An 18379-nucleotide genomic window follows, 5' to 3' on the forward strand; every position below is an offset into this window, starting at 1 on the left:
TACGGGCGCGTTGCGAAATACGTGGGGTAAAAGAGTGTGCCGGCGAAGCGCGCCGGCTGTGCTACCAGGCCGTCGAGCCGCCGTCGATGGGGAAGTCCGCGCCGGTGATCCAGGCGGCTTCGTCCGAGGCGAGGAAGAGCGCGCACCACGCGATATCCTCGGGCTGGCCTACGCGCCGCGTCATCATTTTGGACAGCACGCGCTCCATCAATTCAGGCTGCACGTTCAGATGACGACGCGTGGCTTCGGTTTCGACAAGTCCCGGCGAAATCGTATTCGCGCGGATGCCGTGCGGGCCGCCCTCCATCGCCAGCTGGCGCGTCATGGCGAGCACGCCGCCCTTGCCCGCGCAATGAGCAAGCGCCGGTGAGCCTTCGAGCGCATGCGTCGCATTGGCCGATGCGAAGTTGATGATCGAGCCGCCACGCACCTGCAGCGCAGGCCACGCGGCCTGACACAGCAGAAACACGATGTCGAGTTCGCCCGTGAGCGTTCTACGCCATTGGGTCTCGTAGTCCATCTCGTCGATCCATGCGAACGCGCCGAATGCCGCCGCGTTGACGAGCACGTCGATACCACCATGCCGCTCGACGGCGAATTCGACGAAGCGCGACGCCTCACCTCGCGCGGTCAGGTCGCAAGGATGCAGACTGTCGATCTGCCAGCCGCGCTCGCGTGCTTCTTCGACGGTGCGCCCTGCGGCCTCGGCATCGATATCGCAGCCCACGACGCGCGCGCCCTGCGCCGCGAACAGCATCGCGCAACCCTTGCCGATGCCATTGCCAATGCCTGTCACGAGCGCGGTCTTGCCGCGCAGGCGCTCGCCGCGAGCGACGGGCAGCGCGGGCTTGAAAGCGGATTTCATCTGGCGTCTCCCGATCGACTTAGCCGAGCTTCAGACGACGCACGCGCAGCAACGAGCCGCCCACGCAGACAGCAGCCAGCACGAACAGCGCAAGCCCCCAGTTCTGCACCACCGCGAAACGCGAACCTTCATGCATCACCATGCCCATGACGATGATCGGGCTGCAGAAGTAGCCGACGAACTGCGCCGCCGTGAACGCGCCCGTGCCGAAGCCGCGCCGCGAGAACGGCAGCGAGCGCAATCCCCAACTCACCAGCGCAGGCAGCACGACACCGCAACCCACGCCGTTGATCGCGCCGCCAATCGTGAGCATGGTCTGGTCGTGCGCGCCGCCCATGCACACGAAACCCGCGCCGCATACGAGCGTGCCCAGCACAAACTGTTGCAGCACCGTGCTGCGGCTCGCGATAAACCAGCCAAAGCCCAGCGTACCCGCAATGATGCCGACGCTATTCATCGCATACGCAAAACCGATTTCGCTGGTCGAATGCACACCCAGTTGCACGAGCATGAACGACAGATGCACCGGCACCACCATGAATACGAGACCCACACCGAAAGCCGCGAGACAGATCATCGCCAGCAGCCAGGGGCGGAATACGGTTTCGTCGGCGGTATGCGCCTGAGCTTCGCGCAGCGCTGCGCCCGAATCCTTGCTGTCCCAGATGAAAATCTGCACGAGCGGTGCGAGCAGCAATGGCAGCGCATACGCGACGAACGGCGCGCGCCAGCCATAAGCGCCCAGCATGCCGCCCATCAGGTTGAAGATGAACGCCGATGTGGACGCCACCGTCACCTGCAGTGCAGCATAACGGTCGCGCCGCGCGCCAGTAAAAAGATCGCCGATGAACGACGTGCTCACGGTCATCGCGGCGGCTTCGGCGAGCCCCACCAGCGCGCGGCTGGCGAGAATCGCCTGAATCGAGTCGAGATAAAGCGGCGCGGTGCCGGCCAGCGCGTAGAGCACCAGCGCGCCCACCAGCACGCGCTTGCGACCGATCCTGTCGCTGACCGCGCCGATCACCATCGCCAGCGCGCCCAGCACGAACATCGGCATGGTCACCACGACCGGCACCAGCGTTTCGATGCCGGGCACATTGGCGAAATGCTGCTGCATGGCGGGCAGCACCGGGCCGATCACGGTCGGCGCGAGCGTGCCGCAAATCACGGTGCTCAGCAGGATCAGGGCGTGAAAGAAGTTGGCCTCGCGGCGCTGGGGTGCGCGTTTGGGCGCAGCTTCGCGGCTGTGGCTTTGCACATGCATGGGGTCGTCTCCGTTCTGTTTGAATGGACGCCCGCCAGATCGAACTGATTCGCGAGCGTCCTGTTTGTGTGAGACGAATGATTCCGGCGGCGACGTTACGACACAATCAGATTGCGTTGACAGGTCGATTTGATCTCGTCAAATCAACGCATCTTCGCCGTCGATCGCGTCGTCGCCCGGCGCGTTAGTGAGGGTTCAAGCGGCTTCAAGCGCGTTGAATGAGCGCCGCGCCAGGCGACGCCCCGCTGGCCTGCGCCTGCTCCAGCAAGACGCGGCGAATCCACATATGCGCGGGATCGCCATCGTTGATCGCGTGCCACTGCATCACTTCGACTAGCGGCGGCAGGTCGATTGGCACGGGCAATACGCGTAGCGGCAGAAAATGCGCGTAAATCGTTGCGAGCCGTGTCAGCACGGTCGCAATCCGCGTGGTGCCGATCACGAGTTGCGGCAAGGTGCTGAAATTTGTGGTGGTGACTTCGATATTGCGCGAGATGCCGCGGCTCGCCATGATGAAACCTTCGACACTCGCGCTGCGGCTATCGCCAAAGGTCGCGGCCACATGCCCCAGTTCGCCGTACTGCTCCAGCGTGAGCGTTTCGCCCACCAGCGGGTTGCCCTCCCACACCACGCAGCTATACGTTTCCTCGAACAGCGCCTGCGAAGGATGGTTGGGATTCACCGACACACTCGGGTAAATCACCAGGTCGACTTCGCCGCGATCGAGCCGGTCGGGCACGTCGTCGGCCATGTTGGCGATGTGCAGCGTGATGCCCGGCGCCTCGCGCTGCAGACGCTGCACCACGTCGATCAGCAGCACCGTGGTCAGATAGTCGGAAGCACGGATCACGAAGTTGCGCCGCGCCTGCGCGGGATCGAACTCCAGCCGCGCCACCACGGTGGACTGCACGCGCAGCAGGATCTCGCGTACCGGCTGCGCCAGACTGCGCCCCAGCGGCGTCAGCTCCATGCGCCGCCCCACCTGCATCAGCAGCGGATCGTTGAAATATTCGCGCAAACGGCCCAGCGCGCTGCTCGTTGCCGATGCGCCGATATGCAGCCGCTCGCTGGCGCGCGTGACGCTGCGCGTGTCGAGCAGCGCGTCGAGCGCCACCAGCAGATTCATGTCGAAGTGACCCAGTCTCATGAGGCCTCACTATCCCGTGACCATCCGATGCCATCAATGCGTGTTTCCACTAGGAATTGATGGTTTCGAAAAATGATTGCCTCTACAGTAGGGCCATACGAACGATGCATCGTGCCGCCGATAACGGCCGCCGGGCGTCACAAACAAGCCGGAGACAAGCCTCATGCAGACCGCGCCGTCTATCAAGCCGCCGCTGCTTCCTTCATTGCGACCCCATCATTTCGGCATCAGCGTGCCGGATCTCGACGCCGCCGTGGCCTGGTATGGCCGCATGCTCGGCTTCGCGCTGGAGGAGCAGTTGCATATCGACAAGATTCCCGCGCGCATCGCCTTCGTACGGCGCGATCAGTACCGCATCGAGATTTTCGAAGTGCCGGGCGCAGCCGCCCTGCCCGACGATCGACGCGTGCCGAATCTCGATCTGCGCACGCACGGCAACAAACATATGTGTTTCGAAGTGCCCAGCGTGGGCGAAGCGGTGGCCGCATTGCGCGAAGCAGGCGCGGATATCGCCTTCGAATTGAAGGTCGAGGGCAATCCCACCGCCTTTATTCGCGACGTGAGCGGCAATCTGATCGAATTGCTCGAGCCGTTTGCCGCTGATCGCTGAATGCCTTACCCGATCTTTCTTTCATAGACACCATGACGACATCGAATAATCCGCTGCATGGCTGGCAGGTCGACCGTAACGAAATCCGCATGGTCGGTCACGATCTGCTGCGCCCCGAATGCATTCTCGCCGAAGCCGACGGCACGCTCTGGACCGCTGACGCGCGCGGCGGCGTCATGCGTATCGCCGCCGATGGCACGCAAACGTTGATCGCGCAACAAACTCCAGAAGCGAACACGCCCGCGTCGAGCGATGCGCAACAACTGGTGATGGGCGGCACGCTGCCGAACGGTCTAGCGTTTGACCGCGACGGCAATATCGTGATCGCCAACTTTGGCACCGATGCCATCGAACTGATGACGCGTGACGGCGCATCGCGCACACTCTACGACCGCATCGACGACGCGCCGCTCGGCAAGACCAATTTCGTGCTGACGGATACGCGCGGACGCATCTGGTTCACCGTCACCACGCGCCAGGTGCCGTGGACGCGCTCCATCAACGAAAAGACCGCCGATGGCTACGTGGGCCTGATCGACGAGAACGGCATCCGCATCGTGGCCGATGGGTTTGTCGGCACCAACGAGATTCGCCTCGACGCCAACGAGGAATGGCTCTACGTGGTGGAAACCAACGCGCGCCGCATCTCGCGCCTGCGTGTGCAGGACGACGGTTCGCTCACCGATCGCCAGATTTACGGCCCGCACGATCTGGGCGGCTTTCCTGACGGCTTCGCATTCGACGCGCACGGCAATCTCTGGATCACGCTGATCCTCAACGAAAAGCTCATCGCGCTCACGCCCGAGGGCGAAATCCTCACGCTGCTCGACGACGGCAATCCTGAAGCCTTCGCGCATTACGAAGAGCATTACCGCAACGGCACGACCACGCCTGAACTGATGGGCGCATGCCGCGGCACGCTCGCGCCGATGATGGCGAGCCTCACATTCGGCGGCCCCGATCTGCGCACGGTGTATCTGGGGAGCCTGGGCGGCACCACGCTTGCGAGCTTCCGCTCGCCGGTGCCGGGCCTGCCGCTCGCGCACTGGCATCGCTCGGCAACCCACGCCGCGTAATTCAATCGCCTCAGAGATAGACATGACGAAGTTCACCACCAACACGGGCGAGCGTCCCGTCGCCCTCGTCACCGGCGCGACCGGGGGCCTCGGCGAGCAGATCTGCCGCACGCTCGCGCAGGCCGGTTGTGCGGTTGTCGCCGGTTACCGCAGTTCGGCCGATGCCGCGCAGTCGCTCGTTGCGCAACTGGATGGCGCGGGCCATCGCGCCTTCGCCGCGCCCGTCACGGACAGCGCCGCGCTGGCGCACCTCGCCGACGACGTGGCGACGCACTACGGCCGTTGCGACATCCTCGTGAATTGTGCAGGTACGACGCGCTTCGTCGCCCACGATGACCTTGACGGCATGAGCGATGCGCTCATCGACGATGTGCTGGCCACCAACGTGCGCGGCCCGTTCGCGATGGTGCGCGCGCTGCGTCCGCTGCTGGACAACAGCACGCTCGCGGGCGGCGCGGTCGTGATCAACATCTCATCGATTGCCGCGCAAACGGCGATGGGCAGCAACGTGATCTATTGCGCGTCGAAGGCCGCACTCGACAATCTCACCAAGTCGCTGGCGCGTGCGCTCGCGCCGAAGATTCGCGTGCTGTCGGTGTCGCCGGGACTCGTCGACACCGAATTCGTCAAGTCGATGGACACCGCATGGCGCGACGAACAGGCAGCACGCACGCCGCTGGAGCGCCTGGCCGACCCGCAGGAGATCGCACAGGCCGTACTGGTCGCCGCGCGCGATCTGCGCTTCAGCACGGGCTGCGTGCTGCCGGTCGATGGCGGCCGACCCTTGCGCTAAGCGCTGATCGATCAAATTAGACAGGATATCGAAGGAGACAAGCACCATGAAACTCGCCTCGCTCAACACCGGTCATCCCGATGGCGCATTGATCGTCGTCTCGCGTGATCTGCGCCGCGCGGTGCGCGCCACGGATATCGCGCCGACGCTGCGCGCCGCGCTCGACGATTGGGCCCAAGCAGAACCCGCCTTGCAGGCGCGCTATGTCGCGCTCAACGCTGGCAATGCGGCTGACGCATTCGATTTCGATGCTCATGCCTGCACCGCGCCGCTGCCGCGCACGCATCAGTTCATCGACGCATCGGCGTTTCTCAATCACGGCCGCATCATGACGCAGGCCTATCACCCCGAGAAGCAATCGGACCCGTCGATCCCCGTGCTGATCCAGCGTCAGGCCGACGACTTTGTCGGCCCGCACGCCGATTACCCCTTCCCTGACGAAGCCGACAACTGCGACTTCGAAGGCGAAGTAGGCGTGATCCTGGGCGATGTGCCGATGGGCACGCACGCCGCCGACGCCCTTTCGCATGTGCGCCTGATCGTGCTGTTCAACGACGTCAGCATGCGCAAGCACCTGTTCCGCGAGCTCGGCATGGGCTTTGGCTTCGTGCTCGCCAAACCCGCCACGGCCTTCGCACCCGTGGCTGTCACGCCCGACGAACTCGGCGACGCCTGGCAGGATGGCCGCGTGCAACTCGATATGGAAGTCTCGCGCAACGGCGAGCGCTTCGGCGCACCGAATGGCCGCGAAATGAGCTTTGGCTTTCACGATCTGATCGCTTACATCACCTACAACCGCAATCTGCGTGCGGGCATGTTGCTGGGTTCCGGCACGTTCTCGAATGTCGATTATCGGGCGACCGGTTCCGCCTGCCTTGCGGAACAGCGCGCAATTGAAAAGCTGGAGCATGGCGAATCACGCACACCCTGGCTGCGCTTTGGCGAGCGTTTGCGCTTTGAAATGAAGGGCCGTGACGGGCAATCGGTTTTCGGTGCGATCGATCATCGCTTCGTGCAGGCGGAGTACGTGCAAGCGAATCAAGAGCAACAACACGCGGAATCGGGAGTCAACGCATGAGCGCGCAATACGACATCGTCGCGATGGGCGCGGGACACAATGGTCTCGTGGCCGCCGCCTATCTCGCGAAGGCGGGCAAGAAAGTGCTGGTGCTGGAGCGCAAGAGCTATCCCGGCGGCGGCGTGAGCACGCGCGAACTGAATACGCCGGGCTATTGGCACGACGAGCATTCGAGCGTGCACATCATGATTCAGGGCAATCCGATGCTGCGCCAGGACGAGCTAGGACTGCTCTCGGACCACGGCCTGAAGTATCACTACTCGCCCGTGCCTCACGCGACGATCTTCCCGGATCAGTCGGTCCTCTTCACCTACAAGGATCTCGACAAGACCTGCGAATGCTTCGCGAAGGTCTCGCAGAAAGACGCCGACACCTACCGCGCGTTCGTGAAAATGAGCCAGCAGGTCCTGCAGATGTTCATGCCGGGCCTGTATTCGCCGCCGCCTCCGCTGGGCGAGCTCGTTGCGATGCTCGACCGCAGCGACGAAGGCCGGTTGATGCTCGACTATATGAATCGTGACTGCCTCGACCTCGTCAATCAACTGTACGAGAGCGACAAGATCAAGATTCACCTGCTGCGTCTCGTAAGCGAAAACCTGCAGGCGCCCAACGAACTCGGCACCGGCATGGGCGTGCTGCTGATGCCCGGCATCATCCATACGTATGGCGTTTCGCAGCCTATTGGCGGCAGCGGCAAGCTCACGGAATCGCTGGTGCGCTGCATCGAATCGTACGGCGGCGAAGTGCGCTGCAATGCCGAAGTCGCGAAGATCCTCACCAGCGCCGGGCGCGCGAGCGGCGTGCAGTTGTCGAGCGGCGAAACAATCATGGCGAAGGACGCCGTGATTGGCGCGCTGCATCCGCATGTGATCCGCCGCTTTGTGGAAGGCGTGCCCGAGCCGGTGCTCAAGCGCGCCGAACGCGCCACGCTCGCGCCCTTCTCGATCATGGTGAGCCACTACGACCTCAAGGAAAACGCGCGCTATTACGCGGGCGAGGAAGTGGGCTACGCCACCATGCTCGAATTCATGGCGATGGATAGCCTGGACGAGATGCTTGCCGATTTCGACGACCTCAAGCGCGGCCTCATCACCGAGCGCCGCCTGTGCGCGGGCGGCGATGAAAGCATCGGCGACAGGACGCGCGTGCCTGCGGGCAAGGGCATGTTCCATGGCATCACGTTCGCGCCGTATAGCGTGAAGGACAAGCGCTGGTCGGATCGTCACTGGGACGAGTTCAAGGAAGAGATCGGCGATCTGTCGCTGGCGCATTACCGCAAGTTCGTCTCGAACCTCACGAGCGATAACATCGTCGCGCGCAGCATCGTAAGCCCGGTCGATCTCGAACGCTCGAGCCCGAACAGCATGATGCGCGGCGACCTGCATGGCGTGGCGCCCTACTTCTACCAGAGCGCGGGCCATCGCCCCACGCCGGACCTGGGGCAATTCACTGTGCCTGGCGTCGATCGTCTGTATCTGGCGGGGCCGTTTCAGCATCCGGGCGGCGGCGTGTACGGCGCGGGCCGCGCCACCGCGATCAAGATGTTCGAGCAACTGGGCATGGATTTCAGCAGCGTGGCCAAGGGCGCGCGCCAGGACAGCGGCGTGCCGGCTACGGCTAACGGACACGCAGCGAAGAAAGCGGGCATGGTCCTGCGCGGTCCCGCTGATGAAGAACTGATGCACGTGGAGTCGCTGGAGCGCGTGGGCGACGAACTCGTTATCAAGGGCAAGAGCTTCGGCACCATGCCGATGGAGGCGCGGCTGGATGCTTCATCGGCGCGCGCGGGCCTGAAGATGCTCGGCGCTTCGCGTCTGGCGTTCCTCGCCACGCTGCCGTTCCGCAAGGGAGGCGCGCAATGAGCCATATCGTCGTCACGGGCGCGCAAGGCTTCGTGGGCCGCGCGCTCGTCAAACGCCTGCTCGCCGAAGGTCTAAACGGTCGCGAGGTCTCGAAGCTCACGCTGCTCGATATCGCATTCGACGCCGCGCATGCCGACCCGCGCGTGGTGCAGATCGCAGGCAGCATCGCCGATACGAACGTGCGCGCGCAAGCCTATGCCTCGCCCGTGGACGCCGTGTTCCATCTCGCCAGCATTCCGGGCGGCGCGGCGGAACGCGACTATGCGCTGGGCCGAGCGATCAACCTGGACGCCACGTTGGGCCTGCTGGAAGACCTGCGCGGCGTGAATCAGGACGGGCGCGCGCCGCGCTTCGTGTTCGCCAGCACGGTGGCCGTCTACGGCGAAAAACTGCCCGATGTCGTCGACGAGCGCACGCTGCCCGCGCCCGCGTTGAGCTATGGCGCGCACAAGCTGATGGGCGAAGCGCTGGTCGCTGACGCCACGCGCCTGGGCTGGGTGCAGGGCTGCTCGCTGCGCCTGCCGGGCGTCGTGGCGCGGCCGGGCGACGGCGCGGGTTTGATGTCGGCGTTCATGAGCCAGTTGTTCTGGAAGCTCGCCACCAACGAACCGCTCACGGTGCCGGTCTCGCCCGAGGGCGTGGCGTGGTGGATTTCGGTGGGCGCCTGCATCGACAACCTGCTGCACGCGGCCAGCGTCGACGCAGAGCGCTTCAATGCGCGGCGCAGCTATCAGATGCCGGTGCTGCGCCTGTCCGTTGCCGAAGTGGTCGATGCACTCGCCGAGCGCTTCGGGCAGGAGCGCAAGACGCTGGTGACCTACGCGCCCGATCCGTTCGTCGAGCGCCTGTTCGCCACCTATCCGCCCTTGCTCACGCCTGAAGCCGAACAACTCGGCCTGCGCCATGACGGTAGCGTCGAGCAGCTGATCGTGCGCGCGATGGCGCAATAGACACTCTGCAACGTACCGCGCTGCTAGCGGTACGTTGCAAACAAAAAGGATTCCTTATTATGCAGATCGTTGGACTCGAATATCTCGTCTTCGGTATCGACGACATGGAAGGTGCGCGCCAGTACCTCCTCGACTACGGCCTGGACGAAGCCGAATACGATCCCGTGCACGGCGGCGTTTTCACGGCGCTCGACGGCACGGCGCTGGTCATGCGCCCCGCCGACCATCCTGGCCTGCCGCCGCTGCCGCCCAAAGCGGCCACGCCAAGCCTGCGCGAAACGGTCTACGGCGTGGACAATGCGGATACCCTCGCCACGATCCGCGCGCATCTGGAAGCGGAGCGTGAAGTCAGCGTAGACGCAGACGGCACCGTGCATTGCATCGATGATGCGGGCTTCGGCGTAGCGTTCGTCGTCACGAAGCGCCGCCCCTACGAAGCGCGCTATCTGGGCTTCAACGTGCCCGGCCAGACGCCAGGCCGCGCGCCCAATGACTGCGCCGCAGACCCGGACGAAATCATCAAACCGCGCACACTCTCGCACGTTGTGTACTTCGTCGACGACGTAAAGAAAGCCGAAGCCTTCTATGCGCGGTTGGGTTTCATCGTGACGGACCGCTTCAATCATCTAGGGCCGTTCATGCGTCCGGCGGGCACCAGCGACCATCACACGCTCTTCATGATCGAGAGCCAGAACGATCACATGATCGGCTGCAATCACTTCACCTTCCACCTCGGCTCGCCCGCCGAAGTGCTGCAGCACGGCTGGAACTTCGTGAAGAAGGGCTACAAGAGTTTCTGGGGTCCGGGCCGCCATATTCTGGGCAGCAATTTCTTCTGGTATTTCAACAGCCCGTTCGGCGCGACCATCGAATTCGACGCCGATATGGACATTCACGACGACACCTGGACACCGCGCGCCGTCGATCCCGGCTCCGACAACTCGCAGATCTTCCTGTTCGACGCCCGCAACAAATGGGCGCCCGGCGAATGAAAGCGCCAGCGGACGAGCGCCTGTTGTGCCGACTTGATGATGTTCCCGAAGGCGGCGCGCGCGGTCTGCTGCGCGAAGGGCTGGACGACCGTCTGTGCGTCGTGCGCCAGGGCGATGAAGTTTTTATCTGGCTCAACGACTGTCCGCACGAGCATCGGCCCATGGAGTATCGCCAGGACCGCTTTCTGTCCGGCGACGGCAAGCACATCGTCTGCTACGCGCATTCGGCGCATTTCGACATCCGCACGGGGCTGTGTTTCGCAGGCCCGTGCACCGGCCAATCGCTTGTAAAAGTACCCGCGCGGGTCGTGAACGGCGAAGTGTGGATTCCCGCCGATCTGCCCTCGGTCTTCGACATTTAAAGGACTAGCACCATGTTCCAGTACTTCCCCACCAATTACGTGTGGAGCCTCTCGACGATGATCGCGCTGACGCACGGCGGCAATATCGGCGAGGTCGATGCCATGTGCGCGCCGCTGCGCGATGCGGCGCGGGCTGGCGACGATCCCGGCACGGTCGCGTTCTATGAAGCGTGGAAAGCGGGCGCGGATCAACTCAGCGCACTCGCCGACGAAGATGTCGCGCAAGGCCACACACTCTCCGCTGGCGAAAAGTACGCGCGCGCGGGCCTCTATTACGGCATCGCCGAACGCATGCAGGCGCATGGCTTCGAAGCGCGGCTCGCCATTTACCGGCGCTCGCTGGAGCAATTCGAACTTGGCCGCAAACTGGGCCGAGAGAATTGCGTGCGAGTCGAAATCCCGTATGGCGAGACGCACCTCGCCGCGCTTTATGTTCGCGCCGAAGGACTGCAACCGGGCCGGCGCGCGCCCATCGTGGTCGTCATGAACGGCCTCGATTCGACCAAGGAAATGTTGCAAAAGAGCGTGATGGGCACGATGTTCGCGCGGCGTGGGCTTTCGGCGCTGTTCGTGGACCAGCCCGGCACCGGCGAGGCGCTGCGTCTGCAGGAACTCCATGCGGTGCACAACACCGAGGCCTGGGCTGCGCCCATCGTCGATTGGCTCGAACGCCATGAGGAAGTGGATGCAAAGCGTATTGGTGCGCTGGGTGTGTCGCTGGGCGGCTACTACTGCCCGCGAGCGGTGGCGTTCGAACCGCGCTTCGCTTGTGGCGCTGTGTGGGGCGCAAATCACGACTGGCGTGCGGTGCAACAGGCGCGCCTCAAGCGCGAAGGCGAAAACCCGGTTCCGCATTACTGGAAGCACGTGCAATGGGTGTTCGGCGCGAAGGATCAGGACGACTTCTTCGCCAAGGCTGAGCTTATGCACCTGAACGGCGCGCTCGACCGCATTCGCGTGCCGTTTCTGGTCACACACGGCGAAAACGACCGCCAGATTCCGCTCAAGTACGCACACGAAACCTTTGAACAACTGATCAATAGTCCGAAGAAAGACCTGTTCATTTTCACGGCGCGCGAAGGCGGCGTGGAGCATAGCTCGCTGGACAACCCGCTCAACGCCGGCAACCGCATCGCGGACTGGCTCGCACAACAGCTCGGCGGCACGCTCGCCTGACGCGCGGCGCTCGCATACAACAAGTCAGAACGCAACGATTACAACAGAGAGACACCATGGCACTCGTCAACAAGGTCCTGATCGTCGGTGGCGGCATCGGCGGCATGTGCGCGGCGATCATGCTGCGCCGGCAAGGCATAGCCGTCGATCTCGTCGAACTCAATCCCCAGTGGGCGCCCGATGGCGCGGGCATTACTATCAGCGGCCCCACGCTGCGTGCGCTGCGCGAAGTCGGCGTGGTCGACGAGGTGCTGCGCGTGGGCGGATCGTGGCGCGCTGTCGATATCTGCGACGCGGGCGGTCAGCTCACGGCCACCGTGCCGATAGCGCCCGCCCACGGCGCGGATGATCTGCCGGGCGCGGCTGGCATCATGCGTAGCGCGTTGGCGTCGATTCTTGCGCAGGCCACGCGCGACGCGGGCGCCAACGTGCGTCTGGGCGCGAGCTTCGAAACGCTCACCCAGGACACGGATGGCGTGGACGTCGTCTTCACCGACGGTGGTTGCGCGCGCTACGATCTGGTGATCGGCGCGGACGGCGTCAACTCTGCGGTGCGTCGCCATGTGAAGCCTGATTTCGCGGGGCCGCGCTTCACGGGCCAGGGATCGTGGCGCGCCGTGGTGCCGCGCGAGCGCGAGAACTCGACGATCTACATGGGCAAGACCACCAAGGCGGGCATGAACCCGATCAGCGCGACCCAGTGCTATCTGTTCGTGCTCGACAAGCGCGAGGGCATGGACTTCATCACGCCCGACAAGTGGCCGCAACTGCTTGCCGAACTGCTGGAAGAATTCGACGGCCCGCTCGCCGCGCTGCGCGAAGGACTGCGGGACGGCACACTCGAAGATCACCGCGTTTTGTACCGGCCGCTCATGGGGCATATCATCGACGGTCCGTGGCATCGCGGGCGCGTCGTGCTGCTGGGCGATGCGGTGCACGCCACCACGCCGCATCTGGCGTCGGGCGCGGGCATCGCGGTGGAAGGCGCGATTGTGCTGGCCGCCGAACTGGCGCGCCGTCATTCGCTGGAAGGCGCGCTGCTGGCGTATGCGGGCCGTCACTACGATCGTGCGCGGCTGGTCGTGTCTTCGTCGGGGCGGCTGGGCGAGATCGAACAAACGGGCGGTTCACGCGACGAGCACACGCGCGTCATGTTCACGGCGCTGCAAGCTTTGCGCGATCCGATCTGAAAGCAAGCTTTAAAGGAATTCACCATGAGCGATTTCTCCGCGAATAACGGCCGCGTGGCGGTCGTCACCGGCGCAGCGGGCGGCCTGGGCGAAGCGTTTGCCTGGCGTCTGGCCGCCGCCGGACACACCCTCGTGCTCACCGACCGCGCGCCCTGCGATGCGCTGAGCGCACGAATCAACGCCGAAGGCGGGCGCGCCATCGCCCTGCCCTGTGATCTGGGCGAGCCTGAAGATGTCGCGCGGTTCGCCGCGCGCGTGATCGAGGAAACCGGACGCGTCGACGTGCTGGTCAACAACGCCGCCTTCATGCCGATGGCGCCGCTTGCCGCAATCACCGCGCAACTGTGGCGGCAGATCATGACCGTCAACGTGGATGCGCCCTTTCTGCTGGCGCAGGCCTTCTCCGTGGGCATGATCGAGCGCGGCTGGGGCCGCATCGTCAATCTGGCGTCCAGCACCGTGTGGGGACCGCCTCCCGGCATGAGCGCCTATGCGAGCAGCAAGATGGCGGTGATTGGGCTTACGCGCGCGCTCGCGTCCGAACTGGGCGCGCATGGCGTCACCGTCAACGCCATTTCGCCGGGTTTGACGCGTCATCCCGGCAGCGCGGCCAATTTGCCGCCCGAGGCGTTCGACGCGGTACGCACGCGCCAGTTCATTCCGCGCACCGAAGAACCCGGCGATCTCACCGGCGCACTGGCCTTCCTTGTTTCCGACGATGCACGCTTTTACACCGGACAGGTGATGAACGTGGACGGCGGCGGATTCGGCTTCTGATCGATCAAATCTGATCCATCTCCGCAACCGCTTCAAGTAGTTGCTCGCGCAACCACGCAAGACCGGCATCGGTCGTGCGATGCTTGTGCCACTGTATCGTTTGATGCATGACGGGCATATGCAGCGGCACGTCGCGCATCACGATCGGTTCATGACGCAGCGCCTGCGTGGCCAGGCGCCGATGCACCGTCGCAATGCGCTGCGTGCCCACCACCAGTTGCGTCGAAGCCGCAAAACTATACGTCGTCACCTCCACGCGGCGCGACACGCCCAGGCGCTGCACGAACCAGTCCTCCAGCGCCGGTTGCCCCATCCCCGGCAGCACCACGACATGGCCCGCGCCCAGATACGCTTCGCGCGTGAGCGGCACGTCCGCCAGCGCAGAGTCCTTCCATAGCACGCAGCAAAACTGTTCTTCGAGCAAGGTTTCCGCCGGATGTTCGGTCGAGCAGTACTCGTGCGGAATGATCAACAGATCGGCATCGGCGCGTTCGAGCGCACGCTCGGGGTGCGCCACCTGCGGACGCAAATGAATGCGGATATTCGGCGCCGCCGCGTAGACGCGCGCGAGCACGTGCGGCATCAGGGTCGTCATCGTGTAGTCGGAGACCAGCAGCCGGAATTCGCGCGTCGATTCGGCTGGCACGAAGGCCGGTTGCGTCGAGATGGTCGCCTCCACACGCACCAGCACGTCGCGCACTGCATCGGTGAGCGATTCCGCGCGCGGCGTTGGCTCCATCTTGCGACCCACCTGCACCAGCAATTCATCGTCGAAATATTCGCGCAGACGCGCGAGCGCATTGCTCATGGCCGACTGGCTCAGATGCACGCGCTCCGCCGCGCGGCTGATGCTGCGCTCGCTGAGCAGCGCGTCCAACGCCACGAGCAGGTTGAGATCCAGCTTGTTGAAACGCATGCGTTCCGTCTCCGATGCTTTCTTTTGTGGATTCGCCGTTTCGATTCGCCCAGGGTTCACCCTTGGTATTCAGCAAATCGATTTACCGAATGGATCGAATCCATTTTTCACATAGTTCGCTGCATCTTAACCTAGCCGCACCCACAACAAAAACATCACAAGAGACGGTTCGAAGAATCGTTCAGGAGACACCATGCAGGGTAATTTAAGGCGCTTCGGCAACGCGTGCGCAATGGCAACGCTTGTTTCACTCATCACGATTTCGCAGCACGCACAGGCATTCGAAGGTGGCGTCTCGCCTTATCCCGCGAGCGCCACCGGCGACAACATCGCGTCAATGCCGCCGTTTCCGGGGCTGTTCGTGTTGCAGCAGTTCAACTACAGCTTTTCGAATGGGCTTTACGGCAATGACGGCTCGAAGCTGCCGGTGCCGTTCCATTCGTCGGTGGCTACGGAAGTAACGCGTCTGCTTGCCTCGTATCCGTTCGAGTTCTACGGCGCGCGCTTTTATTCGCAGCTCGTGATTCCGGTGGTGTCGCTGCATACGACGGTGGCAGGACAGCATTCGTCGCAAAACGGCCTGTCGAATATCACGGTCTCGCCGCTCATCATCGACTGGCGGCCCACGCGTGAACTGTCCTTCGCAACCGGCCTGGACCTCGCGCTCGAAACCGGCTCGTACAGCGCCACCAAGGCCAGCGTGGCCGTGGGCTATACGTCGCTGCAACCGGTGTTCGCGGCGCGCTACGACCAGCCCGGCGGCATCGATATCGGCATCTCGAACCGCTTGCTGCTGAACCAGCGCAACTCGACCACGAATTACAGCTCGGGCGATGCGTATCTCGGCGAATTCGAAGCGGGCTGGCACCTGGGCCACTGGAAGCTCGGCGTGGTGGGCTCTTACCTCAATCAGTACAGCAACGACACGCAGAACGGCGCGACCGTGGCCTCGGGCTATCGCGCGCGCAGCTTTGGCTTCGGTCCCTCGATCGTCTACGACGCGGGGCCGGTCAAGGTCAATCTGAATTACCAGCAAGGCCTCTACGCAGCCAATACGTCGAAGAGCAATAACGTCTGGCTCAACGTCGCAATCCCGCTGTTTTAAAAAGGCTTTAAATCGTCAGCAAGGAAAGTCGAAAACATGTTCCGTTATTTCCCAACCAATTACGTCTGGAATCTCTCGATCGACCTCGCGATCGAAATGGGCGCGCGCATGGGCGAAATCGAGGCGATGTGCGCGCCGCTCCAGGAGGCCGCGAAGCAGCCCGACGCTGAAGGCACACGCGCCTTTCGCGAAGCGTGGGTCAAGATGGCCGACCAGCTCTGCGAACTGGCCGAGGAAGACGAAGCACGCGGCCGCCTGCTGTCCGCTGGCGAGAAATACAAGCGCGCCAGCATCTATCTGCTGACGAGCGAACGCATGCTCGCGCACGATTCGCCGGGTCGCAAGGAACTCTACCGGCGCGAGCTTGACCTGTTCGCCAAAGGCATCGCGCTGGCTGGAGACAACTGCGAGCGCGTCGAGATTCCCTACGGCGACACGCATCTCTCGGGCCTCTATGTACGCGCCAAAAACGCGCCCGCGCGTGCGCCGCTGCTCGTACAGGTCAACGGACTCGACTCCACCAAGGAGATGAAGTACTTCGTCGGCCTGCCCGCGTGGCTGGCCGAGCGCGGCGTGTCTTCGCTGATCGTCGATCAGCCGGGCACGGGCGAAGCGCTGCGCCTGCACGGTCTCACCGCGATCCACGATAGCGAGCGCTGGGCGAGCCGCATCGTCGACTGGCTCGAAACGCGCGACGACGTGGACGCGAAGCGCATCGGCATGGAAGGCGTGTCGCTGGGCGGCTATTACTGCCCGCGCGCCGTGGCCTTCGAGCCGCGTTTTGCCTGCGGCGTGGTATGGGGCGCGAATCACGACTGGCGCGACGTGCAGAAAAAACGCCTGCAACGCGAAGGCGATTTCCCGGTGCCGCATTACTGGAAACACGTGTGCTGGGTCTGGGGTGCGAAGGATATCGACGACTTCATGCGGATCGCCGAAAACGTTCATCTGGACGGCGTGCTCGATCGCATCCGCGTGCCCTTCCTCGTTACGCACGGCGAAAAGGACACGCAGATTCCGCTCGCCTGGGCGCATCGCACTTACGACCAACTCATCAACAGCCCGAAACGCGAACTGAAGATTTTCACGGATCGCGAAGGCGGCGCGCAGCACGCGAGCTTCGACAACTCGATCAACGCCGGTCATTACATCGCCGACTGGGTTGCTGAAACGCTTGGCGGCAATACCCGCCTTTAAGCCCATTTTTTAAATCACAAGTTTCAAGGAAATCCAAGGCATGAACATCATCGGCCCCGACTGTCTCGTGTTCGGCGTGGACGACGTCGCCGCGTGCAGCCAGTACCTCGTCGATTACGGCCTGCTGCCGGTCGCGCCCGCCGTCCCCGACGCGGACGGCGCAAGCGCGGGCGGCCGTTTCGAGGCGCTCGACGGCACCGCCATCGAGATCCGCCGCGCCGACGACGCGCGCCTGCCGCCCTCGCTCGGCACCGCCAGCCTGCTGCGTAAAACGATTTACGGCGTAGCGGATACAGCGACGCTCGACCAGATCGCCGCCGAACTGCGCAAGGACCGCGAAGTCCGCACCCTCGCCGACGGCTCGCTGGAAAGCACCGACGACATGGGCTTCACACTCGGTTTCCAGGTGAGTGTGCGCCGCCCGCTTTCGCTGCCCGCCGAAACCATCAACGCGCCCGGCGCGCCCGCCCAGCGCGCGCCCAATGTGGTCGCCGCGAACGATGCCGCCGCGCTCACGCCGCGCACGCTTTCGCATGTCGTCTACTTCGTACCCGACGCCGCGCGCGCCGAAGCCTTCTACGTCGAGCGTCTGGGCTTTCGCTGCACGGACCGCTTCACGGGCGTCGGGCCGTTCCTGCGCCCCGCCGGCACCCTCGATCACCACACGCTGTTCATGATCGAAACGCCGCCGTTCATGAAGGGCTGCGAGCATTTCACCTTCCATATGGGCGGCCCGAGCGAAGTCGTGCAGGCCGGTACGCGCTTCGTCGAAAAGGGCTACCAGTCGTTCTGGGGCCCGGGGCGCCATCGCTTTGGCTCGAACTGGTTCTGGTACTTCAACAGCCCGCTGGGCTGCCACGTCGAATACGACGCCGATATGGACCTGCACGACGACGAATGGACCGCCCGCGCTGCGCCGATGGGCGCCGACGCATCGCAGCTTTTCCTGCTGCAGCATCGCGAAAAGTGGGCGCCGGGCGGCCCGCCGCCTGCGGCCCGGTAATCCAGTCGCCAGGCCC

At 64.0% G+C, this 18379-nt stretch carries 18 protein-coding genes; 14 read left to right on the forward strand and 4 right to left on the reverse strand.

Annotation, left to right across the window (positions count from 1 at the left end):
* Positions 1-61: 61 nt before the first annotated feature.
* The 3 genes from F3J17_RS25005 to F3J17_RS25015 form a co-directional block, all read right to left on the reverse strand.
* Positions 62-865: an SDR family NAD(P)-dependent oxidoreductase gene (locus F3J17_RS25005; RefSeq protein WP_167065370.1), complete on the reverse strand. Its 804-nt coding sequence runs from the start codon at positions 863-865 to the stop codon at positions 62-64.
* A 19-nt stretch (positions 866-884) separates the two neighbouring features.
* Positions 885-2129 (reverse strand): MFS transporter, encoded by a 1245-nt coding sequence (locus tag F3J17_RS25010; RefSeq protein ID WP_167065373.1) that lies wholly within the window; start codon positions 2127-2129, stop codon positions 885-887.
* 205 nt (positions 2130-2334) lie between these two features.
* Positions 2335-3276, reverse strand: a complete 942-nt coding sequence (locus F3J17_RS25015; RefSeq protein ID WP_167065376.1) for a LysR family transcriptional regulator — start codon at positions 3274-3276, stop codon at positions 2335-2337.
* Positions 3277-3439: 163 nt separating this feature from the next.
* Between F3J17_RS25015 and F3J17_RS25020 the strand changes: the two genes are divergently transcribed.
* Genes F3J17_RS25020 through F3J17_RS25070 form a run of 11 tightly spaced genes read left to right on the forward strand, consistent with a single transcriptional unit; the run spans position 3440 to position 14142 of the window.
* Positions 3440-3886: a VOC family protein gene (locus F3J17_RS25020; RefSeq protein ID WP_167065378.1), complete on the forward strand. Its 447-nt coding sequence runs from the start codon at positions 3440-3442 to the stop codon at positions 3884-3886.
* Between the two features lie 32 nt (positions 3887-3918).
* Positions 3919-4962, forward strand: coding sequence for an SMP-30/gluconolactonase/LRE family protein (locus F3J17_RS25025; protein ID WP_167065381.1), 1044 nt, complete (start codon positions 3919-3921; stop codon positions 4960-4962).
* A gap of 22 nt (positions 4963-4984) precedes the next feature.
* The gene (locus F3J17_RS25030; protein ID WP_167065384.1) at positions 4985-5755 is read left to right on the forward strand and encodes an SDR family oxidoreductase; all 771 of its coding nucleotides are present in this window, start codon (positions 4985-4987) and stop codon (positions 5753-5755) included.
* A 46-nt stretch (positions 5756-5801) separates the two neighbouring features.
* Positions 5802-6833: a fumarylacetoacetate hydrolase family protein gene (locus tag F3J17_RS25035; protein WP_167065387.1), complete on the forward strand. Its 1032-nt coding sequence runs from the start codon at positions 5802-5804 to the stop codon at positions 6831-6833.
* Positions 6830-8695, forward strand: coding sequence for an NAD(P)/FAD-dependent oxidoreductase (locus F3J17_RS25040; protein WP_167065390.1), 1866 nt, complete (start codon positions 6830-6832; stop codon positions 8693-8695). Before F3J17_RS25035 ends, F3J17_RS25040 begins: the two co-directional genes overlap by 4 nt.
* The gene (locus tag F3J17_RS25045) at positions 8692-9645 is read left to right on the forward strand and encodes an NAD-dependent epimerase/dehydratase family protein (RefSeq protein WP_167065393.1); all 954 of its coding nucleotides are present in this window, start codon (positions 8692-8694) and stop codon (positions 9643-9645) included. Before F3J17_RS25040 ends, F3J17_RS25045 begins: the two co-directional genes overlap by 4 nt.
* A 59-nt stretch (positions 9646-9704) precedes the next feature.
* Positions 9705-10637, forward strand: coding sequence for a VOC family protein (locus tag F3J17_RS25050; RefSeq protein WP_167065397.1), 933 nt, complete (start codon positions 9705-9707; stop codon positions 10635-10637).
* Positions 10634-10999, forward strand: coding sequence for a Rieske (2Fe-2S) protein (locus F3J17_RS25055; protein ID WP_167065399.1), 366 nt, complete (start codon positions 10634-10636; stop codon positions 10997-10999). Before F3J17_RS25050 ends, F3J17_RS25055 begins: the two co-directional genes overlap by 4 nt.
* A 12-nt stretch (positions 11000-11011) precedes the next feature.
* Positions 11012-12175, forward strand: a complete 1164-nt coding sequence (locus F3J17_RS25060; RefSeq protein WP_167065402.1) for a prolyl oligopeptidase family serine peptidase — start codon at positions 11012-11014, stop codon at positions 12173-12175.
* Between the two features lie 56 nt (positions 12176-12231).
* On the forward strand, positions 12232-13365 hold the full coding sequence (locus F3J17_RS25065; protein WP_167065404.1) for an FAD-dependent oxidoreductase: 1134 nt from the start codon (positions 12232-12234) through the stop codon (positions 13363-13365).
* A 24-nt stretch (positions 13366-13389) separates the two neighbouring features.
* The gene (locus F3J17_RS25070; RefSeq protein WP_167065407.1) at positions 13390-14142 is read left to right on the forward strand and encodes an SDR family oxidoreductase; all 753 of its coding nucleotides are present in this window, start codon (positions 13390-13392) and stop codon (positions 14140-14142) included.
* A gap of 4 nt (positions 14143-14146) precedes the next feature.
* On the opposite strand, the gene F3J17_RS25075 is transcribed toward F3J17_RS25070, so the two are convergent.
* Entirely contained in the window at positions 14147-15058 is a 912-nt protein-coding gene (locus F3J17_RS25075) for a LysR family transcriptional regulator (protein ID WP_167065410.1), read from the reverse strand.
* A 232-nt stretch (positions 15059-15290) separates the two neighbouring features.
* Between F3J17_RS25075 and F3J17_RS25080 the strand changes: the two genes are divergently transcribed.
* From F3J17_RS25080 to F3J17_RS25090, 3 genes are read left to right on the forward strand one after another with little or no spacing between them, the layout of a single operon-like run.
* Complete coding sequence (locus F3J17_RS25080) at positions 15291-16163, forward strand: transporter (RefSeq protein ID WP_167065413.1); 873 nt, start codon at positions 15291-15293, stop codon at positions 16161-16163.
* Between the two features lie 36 nt (positions 16164-16199).
* Positions 16200-17360, forward strand: a complete 1161-nt coding sequence (locus F3J17_RS25085; RefSeq protein WP_167065416.1) for a prolyl oligopeptidase family serine peptidase — start codon at positions 16200-16202, stop codon at positions 17358-17360.
* 40 nt (positions 17361-17400) lie between these two features.
* Entirely contained in the window at positions 17401-18363 is a 963-nt protein-coding gene (locus F3J17_RS25090; RefSeq protein ID WP_167065419.1) for a VOC family protein, read from the forward strand.
* Positions 18364-18379: the final 16 nt, after the last annotated feature.

Source organism: Burkholderia sp. Ax-1719, from assembly GCF_011753055.1.
Classification (GTDB): Bacteria; Pseudomonadota; Gammaproteobacteria; order Burkholderiales; family Burkholderiaceae; genus Paraburkholderia.

What these genes read in the sequence shown, in the direction of transcription:
- F3J17_RS25020 (WP_167065378.1), top strand. Translation starts at nt 3,440, where the DNA reads ATGCAGACCGCGCCGTCTATCAAGCCGCCGCTGCTTCCTTCATTGCGA.
- F3J17_RS25090 (WP_167065419.1), top strand. Translation starts at nt 17,401, where the DNA reads ATGAACATCATCGGCCCCGACTGTCTCGTGTTCGGCGTGGACGACGTC.
- F3J17_RS25015 (WP_167065376.1), bottom strand. Translation starts at nt 3,276, where the DNA reads ATGAGACTGGGTCACTTCGACATGAATCTGCTGGTGGCGCTCGACGCG.
- F3J17_RS25065 (WP_167065404.1), top strand. Translation starts at nt 12,232, where the DNA reads ATGGCACTCGTCAACAAGGTCCTGATCGTCGGTGGCGGCATCGGCGGC.
- F3J17_RS25060 (WP_167065402.1), top strand. Translation starts at nt 11,012, where the DNA reads ATGTTCCAGTACTTCCCCACCAATTACGTGTGGAGCCTCTCGACGATG.
- F3J17_RS25010 (WP_167065373.1), bottom strand. Translation starts at nt 2,129, where the DNA reads ATGCATGTGCAAAGCCACAGCCGCGAAGCTGCGCCCAAACGCGCACCC.
- F3J17_RS25050 (WP_167065397.1), top strand. Translation starts at nt 9,705, where the DNA reads ATGCAGATCGTTGGACTCGAATATCTCGTCTTCGGTATCGACGACATG.
- F3J17_RS25030 (WP_167065384.1), top strand. Translation starts at nt 4,985, where the DNA reads ATGACGAAGTTCACCACCAACACGGGCGAGCGTCCCGTCGCCCTCGTC.
- F3J17_RS25035 (WP_167065387.1), top strand. Translation starts at nt 5,802, where the DNA reads ATGAAACTCGCCTCGCTCAACACCGGTCATCCCGATGGCGCATTGATC.
- F3J17_RS25085 (WP_167065416.1), top strand. Translation starts at nt 16,200, where the DNA reads ATGTTCCGTTATTTCCCAACCAATTACGTCTGGAATCTCTCGATCGAC.
- F3J17_RS25070 (WP_167065407.1), top strand. Translation starts at nt 13,390, where the DNA reads ATGAGCGATTTCTCCGCGAATAACGGCCGCGTGGCGGTCGTCACCGGC.
- F3J17_RS25040 (WP_167065390.1), top strand. Translation starts at nt 6,830, where the DNA reads ATGAGCGCGCAATACGACATCGTCGCGATGGGCGCGGGACACAATGGT.
- F3J17_RS25045 (WP_167065393.1), top strand. Translation starts at nt 8,692, where the DNA reads ATGAGCCATATCGTCGTCACGGGCGCGCAAGGCTTCGTGGGCCGCGCG.
- F3J17_RS25075 (WP_167065410.1), bottom strand. Translation starts at nt 15,058, where the DNA reads ATGCGTTTCAACAAGCTGGATCTCAACCTGCTCGTGGCGTTGGACGCG.
- F3J17_RS25025 (WP_167065381.1), top strand. Translation starts at nt 3,919, where the DNA reads ATGACGACATCGAATAATCCGCTGCATGGCTGGCAGGTCGACCGTAAC.
- F3J17_RS25080 (WP_167065413.1), top strand. Translation starts at nt 15,291, where the DNA reads ATGGCAACGCTTGTTTCACTCATCACGATTTCGCAGCACGCACAGGCA.
- F3J17_RS25055 (WP_167065399.1), top strand. Translation starts at nt 10,634, where the DNA reads ATGAAAGCGCCAGCGGACGAGCGCCTGTTGTGCCGACTTGATGATGTT.
- F3J17_RS25005 (WP_167065370.1), bottom strand. Translation starts at nt 865, where the DNA reads ATGAAATCCGCTTTCAAGCCCGCGCTGCCCGTCGCTCGCGGCGAGCGC.